Below are 15,913 nucleotides of genomic sequence, written 5' to 3'. Positions count from 1 at the left end.
GCCGTGCCGGGCCGGATCAGTCGAGGGGCACTTCGACGATGCTCACGCCCGGGGCCGGCGCGGTGAGCAGACCGTCGAGTTCGCCGCGCGTCGTCGCACGCGCATACGCCCAGCCGTATGCGGAGGCGAGGGCCGCGAGATCCACCGCCTGCGGCGTCGACTGCACGCGCCGGAACGCCGCAGGATCCGCCGACGCGGCCACCTCGAGGGAGTCGAAGATCGTGCCGCCGTGATCGTTGCCGACGACGAGCTGCAGCCGCGGCACCGCCTCGCCCTCGCCGAGCAGCAGCCCGCCGACGTCGTGCAGCAGGGTGAGGTCGCCGATGAGGGCGCGCGTGACGGCGCCGCTCGCGATCGCGACGCCGAGCGCGGTCGAGACCGTGCCGTCGATGCCGGAGAGGCCGCGGTTGGCGCGCACCTCGATGCGCTTGCCGACGGCGACGCGGTCGAGTTCGCGCACGAGCCGCGAAGCGCCGAGCACGAGACGGTCGTGCGGCCAGCTCGCCGCCCACACGGCGCGGGCGAGGCCGGCGCGGGTGATCGGGCGGCGGAGCTCGGCGAGGTTCCGGCGCATGTAGTCGCGGCGGGCGGCGTAGTCGTCGAAGGCGGCGGGGGTTTCGGGGGCAGTGGATGCCGCGGGGGCGGTGGATGCCGCGAGCTCCGCGTCCTCGGGTGCGGCGGCCTCGGTGTCGGCGCCCTCGGCGTCGGCGGTTTCGATGTCGGCGGTTTCGGCGGCGTCGCCCTCGGCCTCGGCGAGCTCGAGCATCCGCCGGCTCGTCATCACCCAGCGGCCGAGCCACGCGCGCGCCTCGGGCGTGCCGTCGGCCGGCCCGGCCACGACGCGGCGCTCGAAACGCGCGACCCGATGCGCCGGGTTGTACCACTCGATGCCGCTCGGGGCGACGACGATCGCCTCCACCTCGGGGCGGCCGATGAGGGCCGGCACCTCGCGCGACAGCGTCGGGATGCCGAACACCACGACCCGTCCGACCGCCCCGCCGAAGTCCGGATCCGCGAGCAGTTCGCGATAGGCGACGACGAGGTTCGGGCCGAAGTGCGCCCCCGAGACGACCTCCGCGATCAGCGGCCAGCCGCCGGCGCGGGCGAACTCCTCGGCGCCGGGGCCGGCGCCCGCCCCCGCGACGACGATCGTCGGCGTACCGGCCGGCACGACCGTGCCGCCCGCCGGCTCCGGAAGCGGAGTGAACGGTTCGGCCGCCGGCACCTGCTCGATCCGCACCGCCGCCGAGAGCGGCTCGCGCAACTGCAGATTCAGATGCACCGGGCCCGGGCCGGGGTGCGGCACCCGGGCGCCGTCGTCATCGCACCCGGACGCGGCGAGCACCGCGATGCGGGCGAGCTCCCGCATCCGCTCACCCTCGCCCGGGTCGCCCTCGGGGGCCGGCACGTCGCGCTCCAGCCGCACCGCGCCTGCGAACACGCCCGGCTGCACCGTCGTCTGGTTCGAGCGGATGCCGCGCAACTCCTCCGGCCGGTCGGCCGTGAGCGCGATGAGCGGCACACCGCTGTGGTGGGCCTCGAGCACCGCCGGGTGCAGGTTCGCGACCGCCGTGCCCGAGGTCGTCACAACGATCGCCGGGCGCCCCGACTCGAGCGCGAGACCCAGCGCGAGGAACGCGGCGCTGCGCTCGTCGATGCGCACATGCAGGCGCACGACGCCGTGCCGTTCGAGCTCGGCCGCCACGAGGGCCAGGGCCTGGGAGCGCGAACCGGGCGCGATCACGATGTCGCGGATGCCGAGGCGCACGAACTCCGTCAGGAGGGCGAGGCAGGCGTCGCCGGCCGGGCTCGCCTCAGCCATTCGCGCGAGGAGGCTCCGGCGAGTCGCCGCGCTTGCGGCGGGTCTCGTCGTCGAGATCGGCGAGCTCCTGCTCGAGCTTGCGGATGCGCTCATCGGCTGCGGCGTCCGTCTCGAGACGGCGCAGGAAGTCGAGGTCGTCGTCGGGGGCGACCGAGCGGGCCGGCCGCACCGTCGGTGCGCTGCGACGGCCGCGGCCGATGAAGAACCACAGCACCCCGCCGATCACCGGCAGCAGCAGGACGACGGCGATCCACCACCCCTTCGAAAGACCCCGCACACGTCGGCGGTCGAAGGTCGCGCAGTCCGCGATGGAATACACCCAGAACACTGCGGCGACGATGCCGAGGACGAACAGCAGCCGAGCCATGGCATCAGTCTACGGCGCACCGCCGCGCGGAGGCTGGGAGAGAGCGTACAGGCACGCTGCCTACACTGGCAGGGTGAAATCCGTTCCGGTCTGGGTCTGGTACTCCGTGCTGCGCGTGCTGCTGTTCGCGGTGCCCCTCGGCGTGCTGCTCGCGTTCGGCGTGAACGTGTGGGTCTCGACGATCATCGCGGCCGTGTTCGGCTTCAGCGCCTCCTTCCTCTTCCTGCGCCGCGCGCGGGAATCCATGAGCCGGGACCTCTACGACCTCCGCCACCCGACGGCCGAGCCGGTGCGCGACGACGACGCCGCCGAAGACGCCGCCATCGACGCCGCCGGCGACCGCTGAGCGGGCGCGCCGCCACCGGCGGTCGCCGAGGAGGGCGCCGGGGCATCCACTCGGGGAAGCGTCAGAGGGCGAAGACGAGGCCGAGTCCCGCGCCGTAGAGCACCGCGGTCAGGCTCGTCAGCTGCAGCGCGACGATCAGTTCGCGCGGCGTGCGGCCGAACACGACGATCGCGCACGCCGGCAGCGCCGCAAGCAGCACGAACAGCACCAGGAACGCCGTCGGGTAGAACAGCCCGAAGAAGACCACGATCGCGAACGGCGCGAGCATGAACACGCAGTACAACGCCCGTCCCCACGCGGCACCGACGAGCACCGCGAGCGTGCGCTTGCCGGCGACGCGGTCCTGATCGACATCGCGCAGATTGTTCGACATGAGCACGGCGCACGCCAACAGGCCCGCGCCGACGCCGCCGAGCCACGACTCGATCATGACGACCGGCTGCTGCACATAGGCCGATCCGACCGTGGCGACGAGGCCGAAGAAGACGAAGACGAAGACCTCGCCGAGGCCGGAGTACCCGTACGGATGCTTGCCGCCCGTGTAGAACCACGCCGCGACGATCGCGACCGCGCCGACCGCGAGGAACCACCAGTGCCCCGTGATGACCGTCAGCGCGAGCCCGGCGAGGGCCGCGAGCGCGAAGAACGCGAGCGCGACCGCGAGCACCTGCTTCGGCTTCGCGACGCCCGAACCGGTCAGGCGCGCCGGACCGACGCGGTGCTCGTCGGTGCCGCGGACGCCGTCGGAGTAGTCGTTCGAGTAGTTGACGCCGATCTGCAGCGCGAGCGCGACGACGAGGGCGAGCAGGGCGCGGGCCGGATGCCAGGGGCCGTCGGGGATCGCGAGCACACCGGCGCCGGTGCCGAGCGCGACCGGGGCGATCGCGAGCGGAAGCGTGCGGAGGCGGGCGCCGGCGATCCAGTCCGAAGCGGTCGGGCCGGTGCGGGTCGCGGCCGGCCGGCCGGCCGCGCGCGTGGCCGGGTTGCCCGAGGTGCCGCCGCCGCGGATGCGTTCGGCCGGGTTCATGCGCTGGGGTTTCGGTCGGGCCACGCCTCCAATGGTAGGCCGCGCCGCGCGGCGGCGCCTATGGGCGGCGCGGCGGATGCCGGGGGTGCGGTGGATGCCGGGGCGCGCGGTGGATGCCGGGGGTGCGGTGGATGCCGGGCGGCGCCCTGAGCGGATCCTGCGAGCGGCGAGTGGATCCCGACCCGGCGGGCGGTCAGGCGATGAGGAGGTCGCGCAGCGCGACTCTGGTCGCGGGCGAGACGCCGAGGGTGTCGAACACCGCCTCATGGTCGGCCGCGAAGGCCCGCACGAAGGGGGTGACCGCGCCGAGCCAGGCGTCGACTTCCGGGCCGGTCCAGCTCGCTTGCCGGTCGATCGTCGACCCGCCGTGGGCTGCCGTGCCGGCCATGGCGCGCACGGACAGTTCGTAGTCCCCGACGATGTCGTCGGCGGCGACGCCGGCGTTCGCCAGGAGGATCGTGCTCATCATCCCGGTGCGATCCCGACCCGCCGAACAGTGCACGAGGACCCCGGGGCCGGCCTCCGCAACCGCGATCAGCGCCGCTCGCACGAGCTCCGGCAGGATCCGGACGTTGTGCTGCCAGTACTCGGGCGAGTCGAGGATCGGCACGCAGACCGCGCGGAACTCCGGGTGGTCCTGGTCCTCCGTCGGCGCAGAGACGATGCGCACCTCCGCCGGCGGCACCGCATCCGGGTCCGTCGGTCGCCGGCCGATCTCGAATTCGCACCGAAGGTCGATGACGGACCTGAGTCCCCACCGCTTCGCGCTCTTCCACCCGGCGGCGGTGAGGAGCTCTCGTCGCGGACCCCGGGCGATCCGCCCCGGCACGGTCGCACCGCTCGCCGACAGCGGCGTCGGCAGCTCGCCGAGGTCCCGGACGTTCCGCAGCCCGTCCCAATCCAGGATTCGCATCCGTGGAGAGTACCAACGACGCCTCGCCCCCTACGAGCAGGCGGCGCCGCTCGAACGACTCCTCGCCGCCGGGCTCGTTTCGCGCCCCGAGCAGGCGGGGCCGCTGCCGGAGCCGATCCACGTGGACGTCACGATTTCAGATCTGCTCGACGAGCAGCGCGGATGATCCTCTCCCTCGACACCTCGGCACTCGTTCCCCTGCTCATCGAGGAGCCGGGAACGCCGGCGGCGCGACAACTGGTCGCCGCCGCCGAGACGACGGTCGCGTCGGTGCTCGCCTATGTCGAGTCCGCGGCGGCGATCGCGCAAGCCGAACGGATCGGCCGACTGAGCACGAAGCACGCCGCGGCCGTGCGCAAGCAGCTCGACGAGGTGTGGGAGCGCATCCACCGCATCGGCGCGTCGGTGAGCGGTCAGTCCGTGAAGAGCGCGGCCAGGGCGCGGCGGTCGGGTTTGCCGGAGGCGAGGCGGGGCAGCTCCGGGAGGGTGAGCAGGCGGACGGGGCGCGCCGCCGGGCCGAGACCGGCGCGGTCGGTGGCGGCGACGAGCTCGTCGAGGCGGGAGGCGGTGTCCGCGTCCGCGCCGGGAGCGGCGGGCGGGGCATCCGGTGCGGCGGGCGCGCCCGCGCTCGGAGCGGCGGGCGGCGCAGCGGGCGGGGCATTCGGTACGGCGGGCGCGCTCGGAGCGGCGGGCACCGCGACGGCGACGCCCGGGCGCTCCCCCCACTCAGCGTCGGCGACGGGGACGACGACGGCGTCGGCGAATCCGGGGACGGTGCGCACGGCCTGCTCGACCTCGCCGAGGACGACCTTGACGCCGCCGGAGATGATGACGTCGTCGGCGCGGCCGGTGACGGTGAGGACCCCGTCGGCGATCGTGCCGAGGTCGCCGGTGCGGTACCAGCGCGTGCCGGCATCCACTCGGAACGCTGCGGCCGTGCGCTCGGCGTCGCCGAGGTACCCGTCGGCCAGGTTCGGGCCGCCGAGCTCGATCTCTCCGCGGGCGATGCGCGCGCGGACGCCCTCGAGGGGCACGCCGTCGTAGACGCATCCGCCAGCGGTCTCGCTGGATCCGTAGGTGCGCACGACCCGCCAGCCGTGCGCGACGGCCGCGCCCAGCACCGACGGCGCGAGCGCCTGCCCACCGACGAGGATGCCGTTGAACGCGGCGACCGCCCGGGCGATGCCGGGGTCGAGGGCGGCCGCTTCGACGAGGCGGGCGAGCTGCACGGGCACGAGGGAGGTGAAGCGGAGGCCGGTCGCGTCGAGCCGGGAGGCGGCGTCCGCGAACCGTTCCGGGGTGAAGGATTCGGTGCCGAGGGCGACGGGGTCGGTTCCGGCGAGGATGGATCGGATGAGCACCTGCGCGCCGGCGATGTAGTGCGCCGGGAGCGCCAGCAACCACTGCCCGGGGCCGCCGAGGGCCGAGGCGGATGCGGCGCCGCTCGCGCGCAGCGCCTCGGCCGAGAGGGCGACGCGCTTCGGGCGGTTCGTGGATCCGCTGGTCTCGACGACGAGCGCGATACCGTCGTCGACGGTGCCCGCAGTGGATGCCGGGGCGCGCCCCTCCGGGTGCGGGAACACCGCCGGCCCGCCCTCGAGCGCCGCCCGCAGCGCCGCCGTCAGCGCCGGAACGTCCCCGTCGGAGACCGCCACGAGCGGTTTCATCGCGGACCCCCGAGCGCGCCGGGGCATCCACTCGCCCCACGTCCCACGCTCCACGCGGCGGCGACTCGCTCGCCGCCGAACCCGCGCGCCCCGCGAGCCGACCGCGGTCCGCCCGGCAGGGACGGGCGGACAAAACGACTCAGTACTGCCATGGGTACGGCGCCCAGTCGGGGTCGCGCTTCTCGAGGAAGGCGTCGCGGCCCTCGACGGCTTCGTCGGTTCCGTAGGCGAGGCGGGTGGCTTCGCCGGCGAACACCTGCTGGCCGACGAGGCCGTCGTCGACGGCGTTGAATGCGAATTTCAGCATGCGGATCGCGGTCGGAGACTTCGTGAGGATGGTCCGCGCCATCGCGATCGCCTCGCGTTCGAGCTCGGCGTGGGGCACGACGCGGTTCACGGCGCCCATCTCGTAGGCGCGGTCGGCGGAATACTCCTCGGCGAGGAAGAACACTTCGCGGGCGAACTTCTGGCCGACCTGGCGGGCGAAGCCCGCGGATCCATACCCGGCATCGAAGGAGCCCACATCGGCGTCGGTCTGCTTGAAACGGCCGTGCTCGCGGCTGGCGATCGTGAGGTCGCAGACGACGTGCAGGGAGTGGCCGCCGCCGGCCGCCCAGCCGGGAACGACGGCGATGACGACCTTCGGCATGAAGCGGATGAGGCGCTGCACTTCGAGGATGTGGAGGCGGCCGACGGCGGCGTGGCTGCCGGGGGCGTCGGCGGTGCCGCCGGATCCGTCGACGATCGCGGTCTCGGCGTCGGAGTACTTGTAGCCGTCGCGGCCGCGGATGCGCTGGTCGCCGCCGGAGCAGAACGCCCAGCCGCCGTCCTTCGCGCTCGGACCGTTGCCGGTGAGCAGCACGACGCCGACGCGCGGGTTCTGGCGGGCGTCGTCGAGGGCGCGGTAGAGCTCGTCGACCGTGTGCGGGCGGAACGCGTTGCGCACCTCCGGCCGGTCGAAGGCGATGCGGGCGATGCGCCCGTCGCGGTTCAGGTGATAGGTGAGGTCGGTGAAGCCGGCGGCCGCCGGGGCGACCTCCCACTCGTCCGCGTCGAACAGTTCCGAAACCTGGGTCGCCATGCGTTCAAGCCTATTCCGCGAGTGGATGCCGGGGCGCGGCGGGGGGTCTCGATACGGCGCCGGCGCCCGTCTCGTGGGTTGAGCAGCGACGAAGGAGCGTATCGAAACCCCGGGGGCGCGGCGGGTCTCGATGCGGCGCTGGCGCACCCGTCTCGTGGGTTGAGCAGCGACGAAGGAGCGTATCGAAACCCCGTGGGCGCGACGGGGGTCTCGATACGGCGCTGACGCGCCTACTCGACCGGCGGGTGGTGACTGCCCCGCGGGTTGAGTAGCCGGCGACGGAGTCGCCGGCGTATCGAAACCGCGTGAGACCGACGGGGTCTCGATACGGCGCCGGCGCGCCTACTCGACCGGCGGCGGCGCCGGGAACCCGGGGGCGAGCTCTGCCCCGTAGGAGGTGAGGGAGCGGCGGTACCGCTCGGCGAGCGAGCCGACCGCGCCGACGGCGACCCCGACGGCTTCGCGCACGCGCCCCTCGTCGGCGAGCGCGAGCGCCAGGAAGGCGCGCAGTTGCGCGTCGTACGGCGCATCGGCGCGATGCAGTTCGGCGGCGAGCAGTTCGACGGCGCGCGGGGCGTCGCCGAGGTTCCGGAGCGAGCTGGCGAGCTGGATGACGCACTGGCGGCGCCGATCCGGGTCGAGGCCGCCGGCGATCGCGGCGCGGTAGTGGCGGACGGCGGTCTCGGGGTCTCCGGTGGAGTCGTAGGAGCCGCCGAGCTCGAAGAGCGCGACGGGGTGGCCCTCCAGTAGTTCGCCGGCGAGCGCCGCGATGCGTTCGCGGAGTTCGGCGGCGGGCGGATCGGCCGCCCACACGGCATCCACTCGCGCCTGCCACTCCGCAGGCGGCTCGGGCCAGGGCTTCGACGCGTCGCTCATGCGTCCATTCTCGCGGTGGATGCCCCGGCGCCCGTGGAACCGGGGTGGATGCCGTCGGCCCGGGATGCAGGAGTGCCGATTTCCTGCTGGAGTGCCGACCTCCCGGCACTCCAGCAGGAAATCGGCACTCCTACGGGTCTTTCGGCGGGAGATCGGCACTCCGGCGGGAGATCCGCACTCCGAGCGACGCGGAACGGGCGCGCCGGTGCATCCACCCCCGGCACCGACCGTCCACAGCTCCGGGAATCCTGCGCCCACCACCCGCCGGTCGAGGAGGCGCGCCGGCGCCGCATCGAGACCCCAGTCGGTCTCGCGGGGTTTCGATACGGCGGCGACTTCGTCGCCGCCTACTCAATCGGCGGCGCGCCGCGGCATCCACCCCGCGTAGGCTCGCCGCATGACCCCCGACGCCGCACCGACCGACGAAGCCCCGCACCGTCCGCGCGCCGATCGCCGCGCCCGCATCGCGGTGCAGGTGAAGCCGCAGCACGCCGAGTATGCGGAGATCCGCCGCGCCGTCGCGGCCGCCGAGGAGGCCGGCGCCGACGTGGTGCTGAACTGGGACCACTTCTTCCCCCTCTCGGGCGACCCGGACGGCCGTCATTTCGAGGCGTGGTCGATGCTCGCCGCGTGGGCCGAAGCGACCGAGCGCGTCGAGATCGGCACGCTCGTGACGTGCACCGCGTACCGCAACCCGCAGCTGCTGGCCGATATGGCCCGCACGGTCGACCACATCAGCGCGCGCGGCGGCGCGGGCCGGCTGATCCTCGGGATCGGCTCGGGCTGGTTCGAGCGCGACTTCGAGGAGTACGGGTACGACTTCGGCACGGCCGGCGGGCGGCTCCGCAAGCTGGATGCGGATCTGCCGGTGATCCGCCGCCGCTGGGCGGAGCTGAACCCGGCGCCGACGCGCGACATCCCGGTGCTCATCGGCGGCGGCGGCGAGCAGGTGACGCTCCGGATCGTCGCCCGCGAGGCCGACATCTGGCACGGCTTCGGCACTGCGGAGCAGATCGCCCACAAACATGCCGTGCTCGACGAGTGGTGCCGGCGCCTCGGCCGCGACCCCGCCGACATCGAGCGCAGCGCGGGCGTCTCCCCGAAGCCCGGCCGCTACCCGGAGGATCTCGACGACTACGCCGGTCACGCCGAGGCCCTCCATGCCGTCGGCACGCGCCTCTTCACCGTCGGCCTCGAGGCCCCGAACTGGGATCTCGGGCCGATCCGCGAACTCATCGCCTGGCGCGACGAGCGCAACGCGGCGGCGGATGCCGGGGCGCAGACCGCAGACTCCGCGGTGGATGCCGGGGCGCACCCGGCCGCGGGCTGATCACGCTCCTGCGGGCACCTCTTCTCGAAGCTCGGACACCTTCGGGATGCGCCGGATGCTCCGGCTCGCGAGCATGAGCACCGCGGAGGCCACGGCGGCGGACGCCGATACGATGAGCGGTACGAGCACCCCCTGCGCGTCGAACAACACTCCTGCAAGCAGGGATCCGATCGGCATCAGGATCATCCCGGGCACACCGCTCGCCGCGACGACCCGCCCCATCGCTGCAGCCGGGGTGACGGCGGCCGTATACGCGCCGATGGCCGAGTTGAAGGCAGGCAGAGGGAGCGCCGAAACCGCGAGCACGACGACCGTCACCCAGAAATTCGCGTGGGTGAACACGACCACGACTTGGCCGATCGCGAAGGCCCCGATTCCGATGATGCCAAGGATGCCGAGCGGCATCCGCGACGCAAGCGGCCCCGCGAGAAACGCGCCGACGAGCATCCCGAGCACGAAGGCGCTCGACAGGATGCCGATCATTCCGGCAGGAACACCGTTGGCCTGGTAGTCCGCGAGCAGCGTGAGCGGCATCATGATGACCGGCAGATTCGCGACGCCGGCCACGAGGGCGAGGCCTCGAAGCCCTGGATGCCGGATGACCATGCCGAACCCGGCGCGCAACGAAGCGAGGAACGGTTCCGGTGCGGTGCGCTCCCGGTTCACCGACACCCGTGGCGTGCACACCGCTGCGACCACATGCAGGACGACCTGAACGCCGAGGGCAAGCTGGGCGGAGATGCCGAAGAGCAATCCGCCGACGGGCTTGCCGGCGAGGCCCGCCGCGGCTTCACGGCCCTGACTGACTGCCGTCGCACGCCCGAGGGCGGCCTGCGGCACCACATGCTTGATGAGGGTGTGTTCGCTCGGGCCGTCGACCCCGGAGGCTGCCGCCGCCAGGGCTGCGCCGAGCAAGATCAGCCAACCGCCGCCGAGCAGTGTGCCGGCAAGGACCGCCGCCCATCCGAGTGCCTGCAACGCCGACGACGCGCGCAAGGTCCGAGAGGCCGAGTATCTGTCGACCAAGGCCCCGCCGAACACCTGCGATGCGATGAGGACCGCCTGGGTGACGAAGAGCACAGCTCCCGCAAGTGTCGCCGAGCCGGTGCTGCCCAGCACGAGCAGCGGAAGCACGATCGCGCCGATCGCCGATGAGAACTCGTTCGACACCGTCGTCGCAACGAGTCGCCGAAACCCGGGATTGCGCCGCAGCGGTGCGTCGGTCCGCGTCATTGCCGTAGGTGTCACCCAGGCATCCTGACATGCCCTGCGTGCGTTTTTCGCGGCGGATGCCGACGCACCCGGCCGCGGGCGCCGCGCGCCTGCCAGACTGAAGCCATGGATGCAGTGCCCGAGCTCGGCGAGATCGCGCGGACGGCGCGGGTGGTCGCGCTGCCGATGGTGACGCGGTTCCGCGGCATCACGGTGCGCGAGGCGATGCTGTTCGAGGGGCCGGAGGGCTGGACCGAGTTCTCGCCCTTCGTCGAATACGACGACCGGGAGGCGACGGCGTGGCTCGCCGGCGCGATCGATTACGGGTGGCGGGCGGCGCCGGAGCCTGTGCGCGACACGGTGCCGGTGAACGCGACGGTGCCCGCGGTGGATGCCGACGAGGTCGCCGCCGTGCTCGAACGGTTCCCGGGCTGCCGCACGGCGAAGGTGAAGGTCGCCGACCCCGGGCAGACGCTCGCGCAGGATGTGGCGCGCGTCGCCGCCGTCCGCGAAGCGCTCGGGCCGGAGGGCCGAGTCCGGGTCGACGCGAATGCGGGGTGGGGGGTGGATGCCGCCGAGCGCGCCGTGCACGCCCTCGCACCGTTCGACCTGGAGTACGTCGAGCAGCCGTGCGCGAGCGTGCCGGAGCTCGCAGAACTGCGGGAGCGCATCGCCTACCTCGACGTGCCGGTCGCCGCCGACGAGTCGGTGCGCAAAGCCGACGACCCGCTCGCCGTCGCCGAAGCCGGTGCGGCCGATGTGATCGTCGTCAAGGCGCAGCCGCTCGGCGGCATCCACCGCGTGCTGGACCTGACCCGGCGCACGGGCCTGCCCGTCGTCGTCTCAAGCGCCCTCGACACGAGCATCGGGCTCGCGATGGGGGTCCGGCTGGCCGCGGCCATGCCGGAGCTGCCGTACGACTGCGGGCTCGGCACCGCTTCGTTGTTCACCGGCGACGTGGTGGATGCCCCGCTCCGGCCGGTCGCCGGCGCCCTGCCCGTGGGCCGCTGCCGGCCCGCGCCGACGCTGCTCGACCGCTACGCGGCGCCCCCCGCGCGCTTCGACTGGTGGATGGAGCGGCTGGGCCGCGTGCATGCGGTGCTCGCGGCATCCGCACCCGCATGATCGGCGCCCCGCAGGCACGCCCGGCTCATCCGAGCGGTTCGGCCCGCCGCAGGTAGTCGGCGACGGCGTCGCGGCTGCGCGAGAGACACGCGATGCGGCTCTCGAGCTGATCGCGATGCGCTTCGAGGGTGCGGGCGACGTCGGCGTCGATGCGGGGCGTGGCCGCGAGGCCGTTCAGCAGGCAAGGCAGCATGTCGTGGATGACCGCGGTCGGCACGCCCGCGTCGATGAGCCTGCGGACGCGTTCGACGCGTTCGACGGCGTCCTCGTCGTAGTCGCGGTAGCCGTTGCCGGTTCGCGTCGCATCGAGCAGGCCCTGCTCTTCGTAGTAGCGCAGCAGTCTCGTCGAGACTCCCGTTCGTGCGGCGAGCTCTCCGATGCGCATCTCGTCCTCCCCCGACGACTTGACCTTCACATTAGTGTCAGGGTTCCACACTGTCCACATGACCGCTCAGCGCACCGCACCCCGCGTGCCCGCACCCACCGGCCGCCTCCCCCTCGGCGGGCTGCTCGCCCTCGCCGCCGTCGCCTTCACTGCCGTCGTCACCGAGATCCTCCCGGCGGGCCTGCTGCCGGCGATGAGCACCGAACTCGGCGTCGGCGAGTCGCAGATCGGCGCCCTCGTCGCCGTCTACGCCGTCGCGACCGCCGTCACCGCGATCCCGCTCATCGCGCTCACCCGATCCATCCCCCGGCGGCCGCTGCTGCTCACGACCGTCATCGGACTGTCGGCCGCGAACCTCGTCACCGCCGTCGCCGACGACTACACCGTCATCCTCGTCGCCCGCACGATCGGCGGCGCCCTCGCCGGCCTGATCTGGGCCACCGCGCCCGGCTATGCGATGCGCCTCGTCACCCCTGACCGCGCCGGCCGCGCGCTCTCGGTCGCGATGATCGGCACCCCGCTCGCCTTCGCCTTCGGCTCGCCCATCGCGACCGCCATCGGCGCGGCCCTCGGGTGGCGCGCGGCCTTCGCGATCATGGCCGCGCTCGGCCTCGCCCTCGCCGCCTGGGCCGCGATCGCGCTGCCCGCCCGGCCGGGCGAAGCATCCGCCCGCCGGCCCTCGCTTTCGGCGGTGGTGCGGATGCCGGGGCTCGCCGCCGTGCTCGCGACGATCGCCGCATTCGTCCTCGCCCACAACGTCGCCTACACGTACATCGCGCCGCTCACGGTCGCCTCGGGCGTCGCCGCGCGGCTCGACCTCGGACTGCTCGTGTTCGGGATCTCGGCGGTCGCGGGCGTGCTCACGGCAGGCCGCCTCGCCGACCGGATGCCGCGGGGCGCCGTGATCGGTGCCGCCGCGCTCCTCGGAGCCGCGATGCTCGCCTTCGGCCTGCTCGGCGCCTGGCCGGTCGCGGTCTACGCGGCGCTCGTGGTGTGGGGAGCCGCCTACGGCTCGGCGCCGACCCTGCTGCAGTCCGCCCCCGCGCGCATCGCCGGTGACGCGGCCGACGTCGCCCAGTCGATGGTGGTCGCCGTCTGGAACGCATCGATCGCCGGCGGCGCCTTCCTCGGCGGCGCCGTGCTCGACGGTCTCGGGGCCGGCGCGCTGCCGTGGGCGGCGCTGGCGCTCATCGCCGTCGCCGCACTCACCGCCGGCACCGTCCGCGCTGCCTTCCGGCCGGTGCGTTGAGGGGGCGGCGCGCACCGGCATCCGCCCTGTTGCGGGGCGCACCGGCATCCGGTCTGGTGCGCGCGCACCGGCATCCGCCCTGTTGCGGCGCGCACCGGCATCCACCCGCTCCTTCGACCCGCCCTCCTTCTGCGCAATGCAGGAACGCACCCGGCGTTTCGCACCCCACCATGCGGCAAGAGCCCCCACGACACGTGCGCACTCCTGCATTGCGCAAAGAGCACGAGAGGGAGGCGGCGCGGTGAGCAGTGCGCACCGGCATCCACTCGCCCCCTCAGTTCTCGAAGAGGTGCCAGCCGCGGAGGAAGTCCTCGAGCGGGAGGGCGTCGAGCTCGGCCTCGACGGAGGCGAGCAGGCGCTGCGCCTCGCCCTCGCCGCCGGCGCGCGTGCGGTGGATCTCAGCACCGGAGTCTCGGCGGACGATGACGAGGTCGAAGCCGGGTAGCGCGTCGGAGCCGCCGAGGCCGACGGCCTCGATCGCGAATGCCCCGATGACCTTCGCAAGGCGGCGCAGACGCCCGGTGCGTTCCAGCTCGAGTCGGGCCTCGACGGCGTCGGCGGCTCTCATACGCCGCCCCCGCCGCCTCCGCCGCCACCCCCGCCGGCGGAGCCGCCGCCCGCGGAACCGCCGCTCGTCGACGAGGAGGAGCTCGCCGCCGACGACAGCGATGAGATGCTCGAGGAGAACGAGGCCGCATCGAAGGAGCCGGAGCCGTAGTACCAGACGGGGGTGATCGCGGCGGCCGTGTAGAGCAGCATGAGGCGCTTCGACCACTCCTTCTCCTGCCCGAAGACGACGGCGTACGGCAGCAGCGGCTCGTAGATCTTCAGCAGTTGGCGGGGGTCGTCGACGTCGACCGGGCGGCGTTCGGCGCCCGTGGGCGACTGCAGCATGCGGATGCGGTCGGCCTCGGCCCAGTCGATGAACTCCTCGAGGCCCTTCAGGTGATCGCGGACCTCGGCGCCCTTCGCGGTGAGCGGTTTGCGAGCGAGCATCGCGACGACGATGAAGAACACGACGCCGGCGCCGATCATGAAGGCGATCGGCACGAAGCCGCCGGCGTAGGAGCCGAGGGCCATGATGCCGAAGAAGGCCACGACGATCCCGAGCACGACGGCGGCGACGATCGGCCAGGCGCGAACGCCGCCCGGCACCCGGCGGCGGATGCCGCGCGTCTCCAGTTCGGTCGCGGCCGCCTTCTGGATGCGCTGGGCCGCCGAGGAGAGACGGCTGTCCTGTTTGCCGAAGGTGTATGTGGCGCCGGGCGGGCCCTCGCGGAAGAGTCCCGCGAGCAGCAGCTCGCCGTCGCCGTCGGCGAGGGAGCGGTCGACGAGCTCGGCCTGCAGCTTCGCCTTGCCGAGGCTCTTCTTCGGCAGTTCGACGATGCGGATCGAGCCGACGATGGCCTGCTCGAGCACCTCGGCCGGGATGGCTTTGTCGGTGCGGCCGAGCAGCACCGCCGACTCGAGGGCGTCGACCTCGCGGGGCGGTTCATACTCGGCGATGATCGTCGGCCGCCCGGGTTCGTCGCGCAGCTTTCGGCGCCGCACGACGGCCGCCCAGCCGACGACGCCGAGCATGCCGGCGCCGGCGACGCCCTGCGCCCAGCCCCATCCGCTGCCGAGATACGAGGTGTCGTAGACCTGGAAGGCGCCGTCGGAAAAGCCGATCGCGATCGAGACGGTCTCGTGGGGGCCGAGCGCATCGGTGCCGGCGGTGATCGTCGCCCCGCCGTCCCCGGCGGATTCGACCGCGATGTCGCACGTCTCGGTGGAGTCCTGCACCCCCTGGTAGCAGGCCTGCCGACCGCTCAGCTGCCCGGCCAGGCCGGCGTCGAGATGCACGGTCGCGGTGACGGAGCCGAAATGCTGCGGCCAGTCGACGCCGTTGACGTCCCAGTAGAACTCGAGCCCGGTGTCGGGGAAGTCCCAGGTGACGTTCTCGACGTCGTAGGTGAAGACGAAGGTCTGCGCGCCGTGCAGGAAGGCGTCGTCGCGGCTCGTGATCTGGAAGACGCCCTCGTCGTGCTCGACCTCCGCGGGCCGCGGGGTGCCGTGCTCGTCGGTGACCGAGACGAACTCGGGCCACAGCGGCTGCCCGTTGTACTCGTCGGGGATCGCCCGCCGCATCCCGTGGTTCTGGTCGGTGTCGGGGAAGACGGCGACGAAGGTCTCGACGACGCGCAGCCGGCTCGTGCCGTCGTCGGCGCGGGTGAGGGTGTAGTCGGCATCCATCGACGCGAACGAGAAGTCGTCGACGTCGGCGCGGACGGGGCCGAGCGCCTCGACTCCCCCGGTGGATGCCGGGTCGCGCCCGACGGTTCCCGCAGCGGATGCCGCGGCGCGCGCCTCACCGGACGCGGCGCCCTCCCCGAGCGAGGCGGGCGAGCCGAGCGAGGCGGCCGAGGCGGGCGAGGCGGCCGCTGCCGGCCCGGCCGCGAGCAGGCATGCCGCAACCGCGGCCCCGATCAGACATCCCCAACGCATGCCCCCACCCTACGGGGCCGGGGCGC

At 73.4% G+C, this 15,913-nt stretch carries 15 protein-coding genes; 4 read left to right on the top strand and 11 right to left on the bottom strand.

Annotated features, from left to right (window positions below; genetic code table 11):
- Nucleotides 1-16: 16 nt before the first annotated feature.
- Both menD and G127AT_RS09775 read right to left on the bottom strand, forming a co-directional pair.
- The gene (gene menD, locus G127AT_RS09780; protein ID WP_210896413.1) at nucleotides 17-1,822 is read right to left on the bottom strand and encodes a 2-succinyl-5-enolpyruvyl-6-hydroxy-3-cyclohexene-1-carboxylic-acid synthase; all 1,806 of its coding nucleotides are present in this window, start codon (nucleotides 1,820-1,822) and stop codon (nucleotides 17-19) included.
- A complete protein-coding gene (locus tag G127AT_RS09775; RefSeq protein WP_210896411.1) occupies nucleotides 1,815-2,189 on the bottom strand; it encodes a PLD nuclease N-terminal domain-containing protein in 375 nt (124 codons plus the stop codon). The genes menD and G127AT_RS09775 overlap by 8 nt, the downstream gene beginning before the upstream one ends.
- 73 nt (nucleotides 2,190-2,262) lie before the next feature.
- Here G127AT_RS09775 and G127AT_RS09770 point away from each other — a divergent pair, with 73 nt between their 5' ends.
- Entirely contained in the window at nucleotides 2,263-2,535 is a 273-nt protein-coding gene (locus G127AT_RS09770) for a DUF4229 domain-containing protein (RefSeq protein ID WP_210896409.1), read from the top strand.
- 61 nt (nucleotides 2,536-2,596) lie between these two features.
- Here the strand turns inward: G127AT_RS09770 and G127AT_RS09765 are convergent, their stop codons facing one another.
- The 5 genes from G127AT_RS09765 to G127AT_RS09745 all read right to left on the bottom strand — a co-directional run bounded on the left by G127AT_RS09765 (nucleotide 2,597) and on the right by G127AT_RS09745 (nucleotide 8,099).
- Nucleotides 2,597-3,562 carry a 1,4-dihydroxy-2-naphthoate polyprenyltransferase gene (locus G127AT_RS09765; protein WP_210902030.1) on the bottom strand — a complete coding sequence of 322 codons (966 nt, stop codon included), beginning with the start codon at nucleotides 3,560-3,562 and terminating at the stop codon, nucleotides 2,597-2,599.
- A gap of 193 nt (nucleotides 3,563-3,755) precedes the next feature.
- On the bottom strand, nucleotides 3,756-4,475 hold the full coding sequence (locus G127AT_RS09760) for a tyrosine-protein phosphatase (RefSeq protein WP_210896407.1): 720 nt from the start codon (nucleotides 4,473-4,475) through the stop codon (nucleotides 3,756-3,758).
- A 413-nt stretch (nucleotides 4,476-4,888) separates the two neighbouring features.
- Complete coding sequence (locus G127AT_RS09755; protein ID WP_210896405.1) at nucleotides 4,889-6,142, bottom strand: AMP-binding protein; 1,254 nt, start codon at nucleotides 6,140-6,142, stop codon at nucleotides 4,889-4,891.
- A gap of 139 nt (nucleotides 6,143-6,281) precedes the next feature.
- Nucleotides 6,282-7,223: a 1,4-dihydroxy-2-naphthoyl-CoA synthase gene (locus tag G127AT_RS09750; RefSeq protein ID WP_210896403.1), complete on the bottom strand. Its 942-nt coding sequence runs from the start codon at nucleotides 7,221-7,223 to the stop codon at nucleotides 6,282-6,284.
- Nucleotides 7,224-7,565: 342 nt separating this feature from the next.
- Entirely contained in the window at nucleotides 7,566-8,099 is a 534-nt protein-coding gene (locus tag G127AT_RS09745; protein WP_210896401.1) for a tetratricopeptide repeat protein, read from the bottom strand.
- Between the two features lie 397 nt (nucleotides 8,100-8,496).
- On the opposite strand from G127AT_RS09745, the gene G127AT_RS09740 reads away from it, so the two are divergent.
- Nucleotides 8,497-9,429, top strand: coding sequence for an LLM class F420-dependent oxidoreductase (locus tag G127AT_RS09740; RefSeq protein ID WP_210896399.1), 933 nt, complete (start codon nucleotides 8,497-8,499; stop codon nucleotides 9,427-9,429).
- On the opposite strand, the gene G127AT_RS09735 is transcribed toward G127AT_RS09740, so the two are convergent.
- Nucleotides 9,430-10,662 (bottom strand): MFS transporter, encoded by a 1,233-nt coding sequence (locus G127AT_RS09735; RefSeq protein ID WP_210896397.1) that lies wholly within the window; start codon nucleotides 10,660-10,662, stop codon nucleotides 9,430-9,432.
- A gap of 105 nt (nucleotides 10,663-10,767) precedes the next feature.
- Between G127AT_RS09735 and G127AT_RS09730 the strand changes: the two genes are divergently transcribed.
- Nucleotides 10,768-11,766: an o-succinylbenzoate synthase gene (locus G127AT_RS09730; protein ID WP_210896394.1), complete on the top strand. Its 999-nt coding sequence runs from the start codon at nucleotides 10,768-10,770 to the stop codon at nucleotides 11,764-11,766.
- 25 nt (nucleotides 11,767-11,791) lie between these two features.
- On the opposite strand, the gene G127AT_RS09725 is transcribed toward G127AT_RS09730, so the two are convergent.
- Nucleotides 11,792-12,181, bottom strand: coding sequence for a MerR family transcriptional regulator (locus tag G127AT_RS09725; protein ID WP_244857515.1), 390 nt, complete (start codon nucleotides 12,179-12,181; stop codon nucleotides 11,792-11,794).
- Nucleotides 12,182-12,209: 28 nt separating this feature from the next.
- Between G127AT_RS09725 and G127AT_RS09720 the strand changes: the two genes are divergently transcribed.
- Complete coding sequence (locus tag G127AT_RS09720; protein ID WP_210896392.1) at nucleotides 12,210-13,400, top strand: MFS transporter; 1,191 nt, start codon at nucleotides 12,210-12,212, stop codon at nucleotides 13,398-13,400.
- 274 nt (nucleotides 13,401-13,674) lie between these two features.
- Here G127AT_RS09720 and G127AT_RS09715 read toward each other — a convergent pair whose 3' ends face one another.
- Together G127AT_RS09715 and G127AT_RS09710 are read right to left on the bottom strand one after the other, a co-directional pair.
- Nucleotides 13,675-13,968, bottom strand: a complete 294-nt coding sequence (locus G127AT_RS09715; protein ID WP_210896391.1) for a hypothetical protein — start codon at nucleotides 13,966-13,968, stop codon at nucleotides 13,675-13,677.
- Nucleotides 13,965-15,887 carry a DUF2207 domain-containing protein gene (locus G127AT_RS09710; RefSeq protein ID WP_210896389.1) on the bottom strand — a complete coding sequence of 641 codons (1,923 nt, stop codon included), beginning with the start codon at nucleotides 15,885-15,887 and terminating at the stop codon, nucleotides 13,965-13,967. Before G127AT_RS09710 ends, G127AT_RS09715 begins: the two co-directional genes overlap by 4 nt.
- Nucleotides 15,888-15,913 lie beyond the last annotated feature (26 nt).

Origin of the sequence: Agromyces archimandritae, assembly GCF_018024495.1 — a bacterium.
GTDB classification, from domain to species: domain Bacteria; phylum Actinomycetota; class Actinomycetes; order Actinomycetales; family Microbacteriaceae; genus Agromyces; species Agromyces archimandritae.
Note: the sequence above shows the minus strand (reverse complement) of the source record. Positions and strands in the feature narration are given on the sequence as shown.

Bases quoted from the DNA above. Each gene is read 5' to 3' on its own strand.
- menD (WP_210896413.1), bottom strand. From the start codon at position 1,822: ATGGCTGAGGCGAGCCCGGCCGGCGACGCCTGCCTCGCCCTCCTGACG.
- G127AT_RS09750 (WP_210896403.1), bottom strand. From the start codon at position 7,223: ATGGCGACCCAGGTTTCGGAACTGTTCGACGCGGACGAGTGGGAGGTC.
- G127AT_RS09765 (WP_210902030.1), bottom strand. From the start codon at position 3,562: ATGAACCCGGCCGAACGCATCCGCGGCGGCGGCACCTCGGGCAACCCG.
- G127AT_RS09760 (WP_210896407.1), bottom strand. From the start codon at position 4,475: ATGCGAATCCTGGATTGGGACGGGCTGCGGAACGTCCGGGACCTCGGC.
- G127AT_RS09715 (WP_210896391.1), bottom strand. From the start codon at position 13,968: ATGAGAGCCGCCGACGCCGTCGAGGCCCGACTCGAGCTGGAACGCACC.
- G127AT_RS09775 (WP_210896411.1), bottom strand. From the start codon at position 2,189: ATGGCTCGGCTGCTGTTCGTCCTCGGCATCGTCGCCGCAGTGTTCTGG.
- G127AT_RS09730 (WP_210896394.1), top strand. From the start codon at position 10,768: ATGGATGCAGTGCCCGAGCTCGGCGAGATCGCGCGGACGGCGCGGGTG.
- G127AT_RS09735 (WP_210896397.1), bottom strand. From the start codon at position 10,662: ATGACGCGGACCGACGCACCGCTGCGGCGCAATCCCGGGTTTCGGCGA.
- G127AT_RS09740 (WP_210896399.1), top strand. From the start codon at position 8,497: ATGACCCCCGACGCCGCACCGACCGACGAAGCCCCGCACCGTCCGCGC.
- G127AT_RS09710 (WP_210896389.1), bottom strand. From the start codon at position 15,887: ATGCGTTGGGGATGTCTGATCGGGGCCGCGGTTGCGGCATGCCTGCTC.
- G127AT_RS09720 (WP_210896392.1), top strand. From the start codon at position 12,210: ATGACCGCTCAGCGCACCGCACCCCGCGTGCCCGCACCCACCGGCCGC.
- G127AT_RS09745 (WP_210896401.1), bottom strand. From the start codon at position 8,099: ATGAGCGACGCGTCGAAGCCCTGGCCCGAGCCGCCTGCGGAGTGGCAG.
- G127AT_RS09755 (WP_210896405.1), bottom strand. From the start codon at position 6,142: ATGAAACCGCTCGTGGCGGTCTCCGACGGGGACGTTCCGGCGCTGACG.